The organism is Lelliottia sp. GFLA7 (assembly GCF_056490165.1).
This window is the reverse complement of the sequence record NZ_JBWLAQ010000004.1, coordinates 77,255-92,277: the sequence shown is the minus strand read 5'-3', so window position 1 is coordinate 92,277 and position 15,023 is coordinate 77,255. Positions and strand designations below refer to the sequence as shown.

10 protein-coding genes are annotated in these 15,023 nt (G+C 53.7%); 8 read left to right on the top strand and 2 right to left on the bottom strand.

Annotated features, from left to right (window positions below; all coding sequences use genetic code 11):
• The first annotated feature begins 17 nt into the window (after positions 1-17).
• Positions 18-1,157, top strand: coding sequence for a glycerate kinase (locus AC07RN_RS13475; protein WP_478336593.1), 1,140 nt, complete (start codon positions 18-20; stop codon positions 1,155-1,157).
• 15 nt (positions 1,158-1,172) lie between these two features.
• Here AC07RN_RS13475 and barA read toward each other — a convergent pair whose 3' ends face one another.
• Positions 1,173-3,929, bottom strand: coding sequence for a two-component sensor histidine kinase BarA (gene barA, locus AC07RN_RS13470; protein WP_478336592.1), 2,757 nt, complete (start codon positions 3,927-3,929; stop codon positions 1,173-1,175).
• 57 nt (positions 3,930-3,986) lie between these two features.
• Here barA and rlmD point away from each other — a divergent pair, with 57 nt between their 5' ends.
• From rlmD to eno, 5 genes are all read left to right on the top strand, one after another.
• Positions 3,987-5,282, top strand: coding sequence for a 23S rRNA (uracil(1939)-C(5))-methyltransferase RlmD (gene rlmD, locus AC07RN_RS13465; RefSeq protein ID WP_478336591.1), 1,296 nt, complete (start codon positions 3,987-3,989; stop codon positions 5,280-5,282).
• A 55-nt stretch (positions 5,283-5,337) separates the two neighbouring features.
• A complete protein-coding gene (relA, locus tag AC07RN_RS13460) occupies positions 5,338-7,569 on the top strand; it encodes a GTP diphosphokinase (RefSeq protein WP_015960229.1) in 2,232 nt (743 codons plus the stop codon).
• Positions 7,570-7,637: 68 nt separating this feature from the next.
• Entirely contained in the window at positions 7,638-8,429 is a 792-nt protein-coding gene (gene mazG, locus AC07RN_RS13455; protein WP_059177668.1) for a nucleoside triphosphate pyrophosphohydrolase, read from the top strand.
• Between the two features lie 224 nt (positions 8,430-8,653).
• Positions 8,654-10,291, top strand: coding sequence for a glutamine hydrolyzing CTP synthase (pyrG, locus tag AC07RN_RS13450; protein WP_015960227.1), 1,638 nt, complete (start codon positions 8,654-8,656; stop codon positions 10,289-10,291).
• 82 nt (positions 10,292-10,373) lie between these two features.
• Positions 10,374-11,669, top strand: coding sequence for a phosphopyruvate hydratase (gene eno, locus AC07RN_RS13445; RefSeq protein ID WP_449553896.1), 1,296 nt, complete (start codon positions 10,374-10,376; stop codon positions 11,667-11,669).
• Positions 11,670-11,725: 56 nt separating this feature from the next.
• Here the strand turns inward: eno and AC07RN_RS13440 are convergent, their stop codons facing one another.
• The gene (locus AC07RN_RS13440; RefSeq protein ID WP_478336590.1) at positions 11,726-12,550 is read right to left on the bottom strand and encodes a MurR/RpiR family transcriptional regulator; all 825 of its coding nucleotides are present in this window, start codon (positions 12,548-12,550) and stop codon (positions 11,726-11,728) included.
• A gap of 167 nt (positions 12,551-12,717) precedes the next feature.
• Here AC07RN_RS13440 and AC07RN_RS13435 point away from each other — a divergent pair, with 167 nt between their 5' ends.
• Both AC07RN_RS13435 and AC07RN_RS13430 read left to right on the top strand, forming a co-directional pair.
• Positions 12,718-14,274, top strand: coding sequence for a PTS transporter subunit EIIC (locus tag AC07RN_RS13435; protein ID WP_478336589.1), 1,557 nt, complete (start codon positions 12,718-12,720; stop codon positions 14,272-14,274).
• Positions 14,274-14,981, top strand: coding sequence for an N-acetylmannosamine-6-phosphate 2-epimerase (locus AC07RN_RS13430; RefSeq protein WP_478336721.1), 708 nt, complete (start codon positions 14,274-14,276; stop codon positions 14,979-14,981). Before AC07RN_RS13435 ends, AC07RN_RS13430 begins: the two co-directional genes overlap by 1 nt.
• Positions 14,982-15,023: the final 42 nt, after the last annotated feature.

Genomic DNA, 15,023 nt, shown 5'->3' with positions numbered 1-15,023 from the left:
AGGCGTAAGGATGGCTTATGAAAATTGTAATCGCACCGGACTCGTATAAGGAAAGTTTGAGTGCTCTTGAGGTGGCGACGGCGATCGAGCAGGGATTTAGCAAGATCTTTCCTTCGGCGCAGTATGTCAAATTACCGGTAGCCGACGGCGGCGAAGGCACGGTCGAAGCGATGGTGGCGGCCACACAGGGCAAAATCATTAACGTCCAGGTCACCGGGCCGTTGGGCGAAAACGTTGAAGGGTTCTACGGATTATCCGGGGACGAACAAAGCGCGTTTATCGAAATGGCGGCAGCGAGCGGCCTTGAACTTGTCGCCTCATCCTTACGTAATCCACTCAAAACCACCTCCTGGGGCACAGGCGAACTCATTCGTCATGCCCTGGATGCGGGGGTAAAACACATCATTATTGGTCTTGGTGGAAGTGCCACTAACGACGGCGGAGCCGGAATGGTGCAGGCGCTGGGGGCGAAACTGCTGAGCGCCCAAGGCCATCAAATTGGGCACGGCGGCGGCGAGCTGGGCACGCTGGCACGTATTGATACCAACACGCTGGATTCCCGTCTGGCGGAGTGCTGCATCGAAGTGGCATGCGATGTCACCAACCCGTTAACCGGCGATGAAGGCGCATCAGCGGTGTTTGGCCCGCAAAAAGGGGCGACCCCGGAAATGGTCAGTAAGCTGGATCAGTCCCTGGCGCACTTTGCGCGAATCATCTCCCGCGATCTGGATAAAGACGTGCTCAATCTTGCGGGCGGCGGCGCAGCGGGTGGCATGGGCGCAGCGCTGTACGCGTTTTGCGGCGCGGAGTTACGCCAGGGCATTGAGATTGTCACCGACGCTTTGCATCTGGATAAGCATGTTGCTGATGCCGACTTAGTGATCACCGGCGAAGGGCGCATCGACAGCCAGACGATACATGGCAAAGTGCCGGTCGGCGTGGCGAAAGTCGCCAAACGTTACAACAAGCCCGTGATCGGTATTGCGGGGAGCTTGACGGCGGATGTTGGCGTGGTGCATGAGCACGGCATCGATGCGGTGTTCAGCGTGATTTATAGCGTTTGCTCTCTGGAAGATGCGTTAGAAAATGCCGCAGAAAACGTGCGCATGACCGCGAGAAATATCGCGGCGACGTTGCTGGCGGGAAAGGGGATGTAATATCCCCTGATTTTCTTATCCCAGCATTTTTCTCGCTTCGCGCGTAACGTTATCCATTTCATCCAGCAATTCGAGAAACTCTGGCTCCAGCTCTGACTCAGGCGTACCGGAACGCAACTGCTGCTCAAGCAATTGGCAGAGACTTTTCAGGCGCGGCACGCCGCTGTAGCTGCAACTGCCGTGCAATTTATGAATGGCCTCAAGCAGATCTTCCGGGTTTTCACCCACCAGCTGTTCTTCTACTTTATTCCGGATTTCCGGCAGGAAGGCGATCAGCATTTGCAGCATCTCTCGCGCTAAATCCGGTTTACCCGCCGCCTGATGCAGCGCCAGTTGCCAGTCGAGTGTGGCATTAGGATTAAAGGTCATTTCCACGGGTTCTGACGGGGCAATGTAGGCGCCCCCCGCGAGGCCGGGTTTATAGCGTAACAGCAAGCTGTGCAGCTTCTCTTCGTCGATCGGTTTCGCCAGATAATCATTCATTCCGGCACTCAACAGCTTCTCTTTTTGCCCCGCCATGGCATGAGCCGTCACTGCAATCACCGGTGTTTGCTGCTGATGTGGGAGCTGGCGAATCAACTCACAGGCGCGAATGCCATCCATGTCCGGCATCTGAATATCCATCAGTATCAGATCAAATTGCATCTGCTTCGCATGTTCCACCGCCTGTGCGCCGCTGCTGCATAGCTCAACGTGCTGCACCTGATCTTCCAGTAACACACCGATGAGTTTGAGGTTGGCCGGATTGTCATCGACAGCCATGACGCTCATTGGCAGCTTGTGGTCATCATGAGCGACGGGGAGTGCATGATGATTGATGCGGCAATATTCGGTCAGCGCTGGCAGCAGACGTGTTGCGGTCAGCGGTTTTAACAGACAGGCAGCCGCACCGTCATTTTTTAGCTCCTCCGCGTTCAGCTGCGCGTGACACGGCAGCGCCAGAAGCAGGTAATCGGTCATGGAAGCGGCTTTCGTCAGCCGCTCCTGCTGCATCGTCAGTTCGCCCGTAAAGGTGACCGGAATACCCATCAGCAAAATGTCGTAATGATCGACGGCGAGGGCAGAGAACGTGGGGCTGTATATGACCTCCAGCGGCGTAGTGCTGAGCACATCCAGCGTACTTTGGGCCGCTGCGGCGTTCGGTTCGACATAGGCCAGACGCATGCCGCGCAGGCAGTGTGTCATTGGGCCGTCGGTCACCACGTTGGGATTCAGGTCGAGACTGATATGGAACCAGAACGTCGATCCGCGATTGGGCTGGCTGTGGAAGGAGATATCCCCGCCCATCTCTTTGAGCAGTTTTTGGGTGATCACCAGCCCTAATCCTGTCCCGCCGTGGCGACGAGAAATACTGGCATCCGCCTGGCGGAAAGCCTGGAACAGCCGCGACTGATCCCGCTCAGGGATCCCAATGCCGGTATCGCGGATCTGCACCTCAATCTGGAGTTTGTTATTGCTGATCGCACGCTTTTCGACCAGAACGTCAATGTTTCCGTTTTCGGTAAATTTAATCGCGTTCCCCACCAGATTAGTGATCACCTGCTGGAGACGCAGCGGATCGCCGATGACATTATCCGGCACGTCATTTTTGATGTTCAGCGTCAGCTCAAGACCTTTGTCGTGCGAGGAGTGCGCAAGTAGCGTCACGATTTCATCCAGGGTGCTGCGCAGCGGGAAAGGAATGCTTTCGAGGATCAGCTTGCCCGCTTCCAGCTTAGAGAAATCAAGCACGTCGTTAATGATCGCCAGCAGATTATTGGCTGAACGCTCAATGGTATGCAGATGATCGCGCTGGGTGGGATTGAGCTCCGATTTTAACGTCAGGCGCGTAAAGCCAATTACCCCGTTCAGCGGCGTGCGCAGCTCGTGGGACATATTGGCGAGGAATTCTGATTTAATACGCGCGGCTTCCTGAGCGCGTTTTTTCGCTAAATCCAGCTCGACGTTCTGGATCTCCATCTGCTCAAGGGTTTCGCGCAGATCCGAGGTGGCCTGATCGACGTTATGCTGCATCTCTTCGTGATAGGCCGCCAGCGACATCGCCATCGAGTTAATGCCGTTTTTCAGCATATCCAGTTCGCCGAGCATAAACCCTTCGACACGACTGTCGAGCTGCCCGCGGCGGATACGGTCAACGGTATTCACCATATTACGAATGGGACTGGTGACGTCGCGCATTAAACGCCAGCCGAAAATGAGCGCAATCCCGATACAAAACAGCATCATCACGCTGGAGATAAATATTTCTTTGTACTGCTGGAGCCGCACTGACTTGAGATCCAACTCCAGCGCCACATATCCCAACATATTCTTGCTGGCCTTGGCGTCTGATACGGCGGATTCATCCGGCGAATAGCTCTCCGATAAAATCGGCGTACGCAGAATCATAATATCGCCACGCCTTACCACCGTCAGATGACGCGGGAAGGGCACGCCGTCGGCGATTTTCAGCTCACTGGGATCGAGATGAAAATTCGAGGTGACGAACAGGCGATTATTTTCGTCATACACGGAAATAGCGCGCACGATCTCTGAATGGCGGCGATGCAACACGCTGATGAGCTGCCCGAGAGAATCACGATTTTGCAGATTCATGCCGTATTCACTCGACACGGCCAGCGGTTCGATGATGCTGGCGCCCGCATCTTCCAGTTGACGCTGCAAGTCATTGTAACGGTGCACAACAAAGAAGATGCTCAACAGCAAACCGATCAGAACGGTCGGGGCGAGAATCAAAATCATCATGCGTGCGCGCAGGCTGTAGTTGGTCATGGCGTTCCGTTATGGGACAATTAGGGTCATTATGTTTTTTTGAGAAAATTCTCGGCGATGGCGCAATTCTACTCTGCAAAGCGACGCGTGACGACGCGTCAGATCATAACTGTTGAAGCCACAGACCTGGACCCGTTTGGTCAGGGCGTTGCGCGTCATAATGGCAAAGCCTTGTTTATTCCCGGATTATTACCGAATGAACGGGCCGAAGTCACCCTGACGGAAGACAAAAGCAAGTATTCACGTGGTCAGGTAAAACGTCGCCTTAATGATAGTCCTGAACGCGTTGCGCCACGCTGTCCGCATTTTGGCGTGTGCGGTGGCTGCCAGCAGCAGCATGCGAGCGTTGCGCTACAACAGAGCAGCAAAAGCACTGCGCTGGCGCGTCTGATGAAACATGAGGTGAATGAGATCATCTCCGGGGAGCCCTGGGGATATCGCCGCCGGGCGCGTCTGAGCCTGAGCTATGAACCCAAAACGCAAAAACTGGCGATGGGTTTTCGCAAAGCCGCCTCCAGTGACATCGTGGATGTGAAGCAGTGCCCCGTTTTGGTGCCCCATCTTGAGGCATTGCTCCCGCATTTGCGCAACTGTCTTTCTGATTTGCAGGGCGCGCGTGCGCTGGGACATGTTGAGCTAGTCCTTGCTGATAATGGGCCGCTGATGGTACTGCGCCACACTGCGCCACTTTCCGCTCCGGATCGCGAAAAACTGGAACGCTTTTCGCATTCTCATGAACTGACGCTTTTTCTCGCGCCACAAAGCGAGATACTTGAGCGCGTGTCGGGTGACGATCCCTGGTATCTCTCTGACGGACTACGCTTAACGTTCAGTCCGCGCGATTTCATCCAGGTGAACGACGGTGTGAACCAGCAGATGGTCGCGAAAGCGATTGAGTGGCTTGATATTCAGCCCGGTGACCGAGTGCTCGACCTGTTTTGCGGCATGGGGAATTTTACCTTGCCTCTGGCGCAACGAGCAGCCAGCGTCGTCGGCGTCGAAGGCGTCAATGCGCTGGTCGAAAAAGGGCAGCAAAATGCGCGTCATAACACGTTGGATAATGTGACATTCTTCCATGAAAACCTTGAAGAGGATGTCACTCAACAGCCCTGGGCGCAGCACGGTTTTGATAAAATTTTACTCGATCCCGCACGCGCGGGTGCGCCAGGCGTAATGCAGCATATAATTAAACTCGCGCCAAAACGCGTGGTCTATGTTTCCTGTAACCCAGCGACATTAGCGCGGGACAGCGAGGCATTATTAAGTGCGGGTTACCAAATTCAGCGTCTGGCAATGCTGGATATGTTCCCGCACACTGGGCACCTGGAATCAATGGTGTTGTTTCAGCTCTAGTGATTAGTTTCGGCTTGTCGAATTCGACAGGCCCTTGTCCCTAAAGGAGAGGACGATGGTTGCGGTAAGAAGTGCACATCTCAATAAAGCTGGTGAGTTTGACCCACAAAAATGGATCGCAAGTCTGGGGATTTCCAGCCAGCAGTCGTGTGAACGCTTAACCGAAACCTGGGCCTATTGTCTGCGCATGACGCAGGGCCATGCTGACGCCGATTTGGTGTTATGGCGCGGCATCGAGATGGTCGAAATCCTCTCCATGCTCAACATGGATATCGAAACGCTGCAGGCCGCGCTGCTGTTCCCACTGGCGGATGCCGACGTGGTCAGCGAAGATGTGCTGCGTGAGAGCGTAGGAAAACCCGTAGTTGAACTGATTCACGGCGTGCGCGATATGGCTGCCATTCGTCAGCTTAAAGCGGCTCACACGGACTCGGTCTCCTCCGAACAGGTTGATAACGTTCGCCGCATGCTACTGGCGATGGTGGATGATTTCCGCTGCGTCGTCATCAAGCTGGCCGAACGCGTTGCCCACCTGCGCGAAGTGAAAGATGCACCTGAAGATGAGCGCGTGCTGGCAGCAAAAGAGTGCACCAATATCTATGCGCCTCTTGCTAACCGTTTAGGCATCGGACAGCTGAAATGGGAGCTTGAGGATTACTGCTTCCGCTATCTGCACCCTGCGGAATACAAACGCATTGCCAAACTGCTGCACGAGCGCCGTATCGATCGCGAGCACTATATCGACGAGTTTGTCGGTGGATTGCGTCAGGCGATGAAAGAAGAAAACGTGCGGGCCGAAGTGTATGGCCGACCGAAACACATCTACAGCATCTGGCGCAAAATGCAGAAAAAGCATCTTGCCTTTGATGAGCTGTTTGACGTGCGCGCTGTGCGCATCGTCGCCGATCGTTTGCAGGACTGCTACGCCGCGCTGGGGATAGTGCATACTCACTTCCGTCATTTACCGGATGAGTTTGACGATTACGTCGCCAACCCCAAACCGAACGGCTATCAGTCTATTCACACCGTTGTGCTGGGTCCTGGCGGCAAAACGGTTGAAATTCAGATTCGTACCAAACAGATGCATGAAGACGCCGAGCTTGGCGTCGCGGCACACTGGAAATACAAAGAAGGCCCGTCTACCGGAACGCGTACCGGCCACGAAGATCGTATTGCCTGGCTGCGTAAGCTTATCGCCTGGCAAGAAGAGATGGCCGATTCGGGCGAATTGCTCGACGAAGTGCGCAGCCAGGTCTTTGACGACCGGGTGTATGTCTTTACGCCAAAAGGGGATGTAGTTGACCTGCCGACAGGTTCAACGCCGCTCGATTTTGCTTACCACATTCACAGCGATGTGGGGCATCGCTGCATCGGGGCGAAGATTGGCGGCCGCATCGTGCCGTTTACCTATCAGCTACAGATGGGCGATCAGATTGAAATCATCACCCAGAAACAGCCGAACCCAAGCCGCGACTGGCTAAACCCGAACCTCGGTTATGTCACTACCAGCCGTGGCCGCTCCAAAATCCATGCCTGGTTCCGTAAGCAAGATCGCGACAAAAATATCATCGCGGGTCGCCAGATTTTGGATGATGAGCTGGAACATTTAGGCATCAACCTGAAAGAAGCAGAAAAACACCTGTTGCCGCGCTACAACTTCAACGAAATGGATGAGCTGTTGGCGGCTATTGGCGGGGGCGATATTCGCCTCAACCAGATGGTGAATTTCCTGCAGTCGAAGTTCAATAAGCCGAGCGCGGCTGAACAAGATGCAGCTGCGCTGAAACAGCTTCAGCAGAAAACCTACACGCCACCGCATCGCAGCAAAGACAATGGCCGCGTAGTGGTTGAAGGTGTCGGCAATTTGATGCACCACATTGCCCGCTGCTGCCAGCCGATCCCTGGCGATGACATTGTCGGCTTTATTACTCAGGGGCGGGGAATTTCAATTCACCGTTCGGACTGCGACCAGTTGGCCGAGCTGCAATCTCATGCGCCGGAACGCATCGTGGATGCGGTGTGGGGCGAAAGCTATTCCGCCGGTTACTCGCTGGTGGTGCGCGTCACGGCCAATGACCGTAGCGGTTTGCTGCGTGACATCACCACGATTCTTGCCAATGAGAAGGTCAACGTGCTGGGCGTGGCGAGTCGTAGCGACACGCGCGAGCAGCTCGCCACCATCGATATGACGATCGAAATCTACAACCTGCAGGTGCTGGGCCGCGTGCTTGGCAAACTGAACCAGGTGCCGGATGTGATTGACGCCCGTCGTCTGCACGGCGGTTAATCCTCTTTTATCAGCCGGGTAAGGCGTCATTGCCGCCCGGCGTTTCTCATTTTTACCAGGAACTCCTCATGACCCAAATCGACCGCCTGCTCGGCATAATGAAACGCCTGCGTGACCCGGAAAACGGCTGTCCGTGGGACAAAGAGCAGACTTTCGCCACCATCGCGCCTTACACCCTCGAAGAAACGTACGAAGTGCTGGACGCTATTTCGCGCGAAGATTTTGACGATCTGCGCGGCGAACTGGGCGACCTGCTGTTCCAGGTGGTGTTTTACGCGCAAATGGCTCAGGAAGAAGCGCGTTTCGATTTCGACGATATTTGCGCTGCCATCAGTGACAAACTTGAGCGTCGTCACCCGCACATCTTTGGTGAGGCGACAGCAAACAACAGTACCGAAGTGCTGGCCCGTTGGGAGCAAATCAAAAGTGCTGAACGGGCTGAAAAATCGCAGCATTCCGCGCTGGATGATATCCCGCTGAACCTGCCAGCGCTCATGCGCGCCCATAAAATTCAGAAACGTTGCTCAACCGTAGGGTTTGACTGGACCTCATTAGGACCGGTGCTGGATAAAGTGCATGAAGAAATTGATGAAGTGATGCACGAAGCAAAGCAGGCCGTGGTTGATGAAGCCAAACTGGAAGAGGAGATGGGCGATTTACTTTTTGCGACGGTTAATTTATCCCGTCATTTAGGGGTAAAAGCGGAAACCGCGCTGCAAAAAGCCAACCTTAAATTTGAGCGTCGTTTCCGCGAAGTTGAGCGCATTGTCGCCGCCCGAGGCCTGGAAATGACCGGTGTTGACCTCGATTTGATGGAAGAGGTGTGGCAGGAAGTAAAACGCCAGGAACATGATCTCTAACGAAATTTCGCGATCAAGCGCATTATGTGTGATTTTTTAAATGACAAGCGCTTGATTTGCGTCAAAAACAATTACCCAAAAGCGGCTATTTTCTCACTCCCTATGTTTGTCAAAGCCTGAGTCAGGAGACGGAGAATGAAAGTTTGTGGCACTCGCCGTGTTCGGGTATACTACTTTCCCGTCCTGGTTATTCCATCATTCCAACCTAACTTCTCAGGTTCAGCATGACAACGAACTATATTTTTGTGACCGGCGGGGTTGTATCCTCTCTGGGTAAAGGCATTGCCGCAGCCTCTCTCGCGGCCATTCTTGAAGCCCGTGGCCTCAATGTGACCATGATGAAATTGGATCCGTACATCAACGTCGATCCAGGCACCATGAGCCCAATCCAGCACGGTGAAGTGTTCGTTACCGAAGACGGCGCTGAAACCGATCTGGACTTAGGTCACTACGAGCGCTTCATTCGTACCAAAATGAGTCGCCGCAACAACTTCACTACGGGTCGTATCTACTCTGACGTTCTGCGTAAAGAGCGCCGTGGCGACTACTTAGGCGCAACCGTTCAGGTTATCCCGCATATCACCAATGCAATCAAAGAGCGCATCGTTGCCGGTGGCGAAGGCCACGACGTTGTGCTGGTTGAAATTGGCGGTACGGTCGGTGATATCGAATCTCTGCCATTCCTGGAAGCGATTCGTCAGCTGGCGGTAGATATTGGCCGCGAACACGCGCTGTTTATGCACCTGACGCTGGTGCCTTACATGGCCGCTGCCGGTGAAGTGAAAACTAAACCGACTCAGCACTCCGTGAAAGAACTGCTCTCTATCGGTATCCAGCCGGATATCCTGATTTGCCGTTCCGATCGTGCCGTTCCAGCTAACGAACGTGCGAAAATTGCATTGTTCTGTAACGTTGCTGAAAAGGCTGTAATTTCTCTAAAAGACGTCGATTCCATTTATAAAATCCCGGGCCTGTTGAAATCACAGGGTCTGGACGATTATATTTGTAAACGATTCAGCTTGAACGTTCCTGAAGCTAACTTGTCCGAATGGGAACAGGTTATTTACGAAGAAGCGAATCCGGCAGGCGAAGTGACTATCGGTATGGTTGGCAAGTACATTGAACTGCCAGATGCCTATAAGTCAGTCATCGAAGCGCTGAAACACGGTGGTCTGAAGAATCGCGTCACTGTTAACATCAAGCTGATTGATTCGCAGGATGTTGAAACGCGCGGCGTCGAAATTCTGAAAGATCTGGATGCTATTCTGATCCCTGGCGGCTTCGGCTACCGCGGTGTAGAAGGCAAGATCGCTACCGCACGCTTTGCGCGTGAAAATAATATTCCTTACCTTGGCATTTGCCTGGGTATGCAGGTTGCATTGATTGAGTTTGCTCGTAACGTAGTGGGTATGGAAAACGCGAACTCTACGGAATTTGTGCCAGACTGTAAGTACCCTGTTGTGGCGCTTATCACCGAATGGCGTGATGAAGACGGTAACGTCGAAGTCCGTACCGAGAAGAGCGATCTGGGTGGCACGATGCGTCTTGGCGCACAGGCTTGTCAGGTTTCTGAAGACAGTCTGGTTCGCAAGATGTATGGCTCGACAACCATTACCGAGCGCCATCGTCACCGCTACGAAGTCAACAACATGCTGTTGAAACAAATTGAAGCCGCGGGTCTGCGTATTGCGGGCCGTTCCGGGGATGATCAGTTAGTCGAGATCATTGAAGTGCCAAACCATCCTTGGTTTGTTGCTTGTCAATTCCACCCGGAATTTACTTCAACGCCGCGTGATGGGCATCCGCTGTTTGCAGGCTTTGTGAAAGCCGCCAGCGAGTATCAGAAGCGCCAGGCGAAGTAAAAAAAGTTAGAACGGCAACGCGTACCTTGGGTACGCGTTGTTTGTCTGGAGTTTTAGTTTAACTTGTACTGAGGAAAATCTAATGTCCAAAATTGTTAAAGTCATCGGTCGTGAAATCATCGACTCCCGTGGTAACCCTACCGTAGAAGCTGAAGTTCACCTTGAAGGTGGTTTCGTTGGTATGGCTGCTGCGCCGTCAGGTGCTTCTACTGGTTCCCGCGAAGCGCTGGAACTGCGCGATGGCGACAAATCCCGTTTCATGGGCAAAGGCGTACTGAAAGCTGTTGGCGCGGTAAACGGCCCAATCGCTCAGGCTGTTCTTGGCAAAGATGCCAAAGACCAGGCTGGTATCGACAAGATCATGATCGATCTGGACGGTACTGAAAACAAATCTAACTTCGGTGCGAACGCAATCCTGGCTGTGTCTCTGGCAACGGCTAAAGCGGCTGCTGCTTCTAAAGGTCAGGCGCTGTTCGAACACATCGCTGAACTGAACGGCACCCCAGGCAAATACTCTATGCCGGTTCCGATGATGAACATCATCAACGGTGGTGAGCACGCGGATAACAACGTTGATATTCAGGAATTCATGATTCAGCCAGTTGGCGCGAAATCCCTGAAAGAAGCGGTTCGTATGGGTTCTGAAGTGTTCCATAACCTGGCTAAAGTTCTGAAAGCTAAAGGTATGAGCACTGCTGTTGGTGACGAAGGTGGCTATGCGCCAAACCTGGGTTCCAACGCAGAAGCACTGGCTGTTATCGCTGAAGCTGTTAAAGCTGCAGGTTATGAGCTGGGCACCGACATCACTCTGGCGATGGACTGTGCAGCATCTGAATTCTACAAAGACGGTAAATACGTTCTGGCTGGCGAAGGCAACAAAGCGTTCACCTCTGAAGAATTCACTCACTTCCTGGAAGATCTGACCAAACAGTACCCAATCGTTTCTATCGAAGACGGTCTGGACGAATCTGATTGGGACGGTTTTGCATACCAGACTAAAGTTCTGGGCGACAAAATCCAGCTGGTTGGTGACGATCTGTTCGTAACCAACACCAAGATCCTGAAAGAAGGTATCGACAAAGGCATCGTTAACTCCATCCTGATCAAATTCAACCAGATCGGTTCTCTGACCGAAACTCTGGCTGCGATCAAAATGGCGAAAGACGCTGGCTACACTGCCGTTATCTCTCACCGTTCAGGCGAAACTGAAGACGCTACCATCGCTGACCTGGCTGTTGGTACCGCTGCTGGCCAGATCAAAACGGGTTCTATGAGCCGTTCTGACCGCGTTGCTAAATACAACCAGCTGATTCGTATCGAAGAAGCACTGGGCGAAAAAGCGCCGTACAACGGTCGTAAAGAGATCAAAGGTCAGTAATACTGAGCTTTTGATTTTAAGAAAAACCCGCTTCGGCGGGTTTTTTTATGCCTGAATTACAGCAACAGGGGAAGCGTCGCACTGGCCGTTTGCTGACTGGCGTCACCATACCGATCGTCCAGCGAAATCATGGTCGTTGCCAGAAGCTCCACAAGCAGCATCACGCCGACTTTGGCATTCAGCGCACCCGCGCTGAGCGGGCCTTCAGGCTTCGCTGCTACCAGCAACATATCGCTTAAAGATGTCAGCGGGCTTCGCGGCGTATTACTCAGCGCCAGTACGTGTGCGCCACGTTTTCGCGCGAGTTTCACGACGTGTAAAAGATCCCGTGTCGAGCCAGAACTCGAAATGGCCACCACCAGATCATCAGACGTTAAGGTCGTCGCATTCATCGACGCACGATGCATATCGCTAAATAACTGCGCCGGCTTGCCGAGGCGAAGCAATTTGTAGTGCAGGTAATCCCCGATAATCGCGCTTGCCGCCACGCCATAAATATAAACGGAACGCGAATGGTGTAATGCCTGAGCGGCTTTTAACAGAATCTCCCGGTCGAGCAGACGAGAAGTATCCTGTAGCGCCAAAATCGACTCTTCGACGATTTCGTCAATCTCATCGCCTTTCTTTAGCGGCACGTGTTCACGCTGAACATCCAGCGCCAGCGCCATCTTAAATTCGGTATATCCCTTGCACCCTAGCGTGCGGCATAGCCGCGTCACGCTCGCTTCGCTGGTGTCGCTTTCGCGCGCCAGCTCGGTAATCGTCAGGTAGAGCACTCTGGAAGGATCGTTCAGGACAAACGATCCCAACTTTTGCTGTGTCGGGCTGTATCCAGAGACGCCCTGGCGCAGCCTGAGCAGCAGATTTTCATTTTCTGACATGCCTGATCCTTGATGCGTTTTTCTACCGGCTAGTGTGGCGGAAAGCGGGGGAAAGATGCCAGTCATTTTAAAAAAGTATGATCCACATCCGCCTTTCTGGTGATAATTTTCATTTTATTATTTTTACGTGGTAAAAATTTTCATCAGTTAATGGGGGAGTGAAAATAATGATGCAAATGTTCATCGGTGCCTCATCAGGCGCGTGGTTTGAAAAGGCCCAGCGGTTTGGTAAGTCGTTTATGTTACCGATTGCCGTGTTGCCTGCGGCGGGTTTGCTGTTAGGAATTGGCGGCGCGTTATCAAATCCGAACACGCTTACGGCCTATCCATTTCTCGATATCGGCTGGCTGCAGGCCATTTTCACCATTATGAGCAGCGCGGGTTCGATTGTTTTTGCAAACCTGTCGGTGCTGTTTGCGGTTGGCGTTGCGGTTGGTCTGGCAAAAACGGACAAAGGCACGGCTGGGCTTGCAGCATTGCTCGCGTTCCTGGTGATGAATGCCACCATCAATGCATTGCTGATTCTGACGGGCAAGCTCGCGCTGGAAAATCCAGGTGCCGTGGGGCAGGGGATGACCCTTGGCATTCAGACGCTGGAGACCGGCGTCTTTGGTGGCGTGGTGATGGGTCTGGTCACCTGCACTCTGCATCATCGGTTCAATAAAATCGCGCTGCCGCCGTTCCTCGGCTTCTTCGGCGGCTCACGCTTTGTGCCGATTATCAGCTCTCTGGCAGCCATCGTCGTCGGCGCGGCGATGACGGTTGTGTGGCCGCACTTTCAGAAACTGATCTTTGGCCTCGGTGGCCTGGTGGATGCGACGGGTTATCTCGGCACGCTACTGTACGGTTTTATCCTGCGGATGCTCGGCCCGTTTGGTTTGCACCATATTTTCTATCTGCCTTTCTGGACGACGGCGCTGGGCGGCAGTGAGATCGTTAACGGTCATCTGGTCGAAGGCACGCAGCGGATCTTCTTTGCACAGCTTGCCGATCCGAATACCCAACAATTTTACCTCGGCACTTCACGTTTTATGTCCGGGCGCTTTATCACCATGATGTTCGGCCTGCTCGGGGCGTGTCTGGCGATGTATCACACTGCCAAACCCGAGAATAAAAAGCGCGTCGCGGGGCTGCTGATTTCTGCGGCGTTGACCTCTTTCCTGACGGGCATTACCGAGCCGATTGAGTTCTCGTTCCTGTTCGTGGCACCGGTGCTTTATGTCATCCACGCGTTCTTCGATGGACTGGCATTTATGCTCGCCCACATTCTGCATATCACCATTGGACAGACATTTTCCGGCGGCTTTATCGATTTCATCCTGTTTGGCGTCCTGCAAGGCGAGGCCAAAACGAACTGGATGTATGTTCCGCTGGTCGGCGTGCCGTGGTTCTTCCTCTATTACTTCACCTTCCGCTTCATGATCACCCGATTTGGCTACGCCACGCCGGGACGCGAAAAAGAGGCGGTGGTCGAAAGCACGCTCCTACAAAGTGAACGCGCGGCGGCGGTGATCGCCGGGCTTGGCGGCAGAGAGAATCTTGAAGAGGTGGACTGCTGTGCAACGCGGTTGCGCGTGACGGTCAAGGATGGCGGAAAGGTCAATGAGGCCGCGCTAAAAGCCACTGGCGCACGCGGTGTGATCGTCCGCGGTAACGGCGTTCAGGTCATTTACGGCCCGCATGTCACCATTATCAAAAACGAAGTTGAAGAGATTTTATCGTGATGAAGACTGTACTGGATGTATTGAAAGGCAAATTAATCGTCTCATGTCAGGCGCTGGAAAACGAACCGCTGCACAGCCCGTTCATTATGTCGCGCATGGCACTGGCCGCGGCGCAGGGCGGTGCGGCAGCGATTCGGGCCAACAGCGTGGTGGATATCGCCGCCATTAAACAGCAGGTTTCCCTGCCGGTGATTGGCATCATTAAGCGCGATTATCCGGGCAGCGAGGTGTTTATTACCGCGACGCTCAAGGAGATCGATGAACTGATGACGGTGAAACCAGAGATTATCGCGCTGGACGCCACCGCCCGACCGCGTCCGGATGGACAAACGCTGGAATCGTTTGTCGGGCAAATCCGCGCGCGCTATCCTTCGGTGCTGTTGATGGCGGATATCGCTACGCTGGCGGAAGCGAAAGAGGCGCAAGCGTTAGGCTTTGATTGCGTAGGCACCACACTTTACGGCTATACGGCGGAAACGCAGGGCCATTCGCTTCCCGAAAATGACTGTGAGTTTTTACGCGATGTGGTGGCTGCCGTGAATATTCCTGTCGTGGCTGAAGGCAATGTCGACACGCCTGAGCGTGCTGCGCGGTGCCTTGCGCTAGGCGCTCACACGGTTGTGGTGGGGGGCGCTATTACGCGTCCTCAGCAAATCACGACACGTTTCGTCGCGGCGATTGAGGCACACAGCATCGATCGGGCATGAAACATGGGCGGGGATCTGCGATAATTAACGATTATCCCCAAA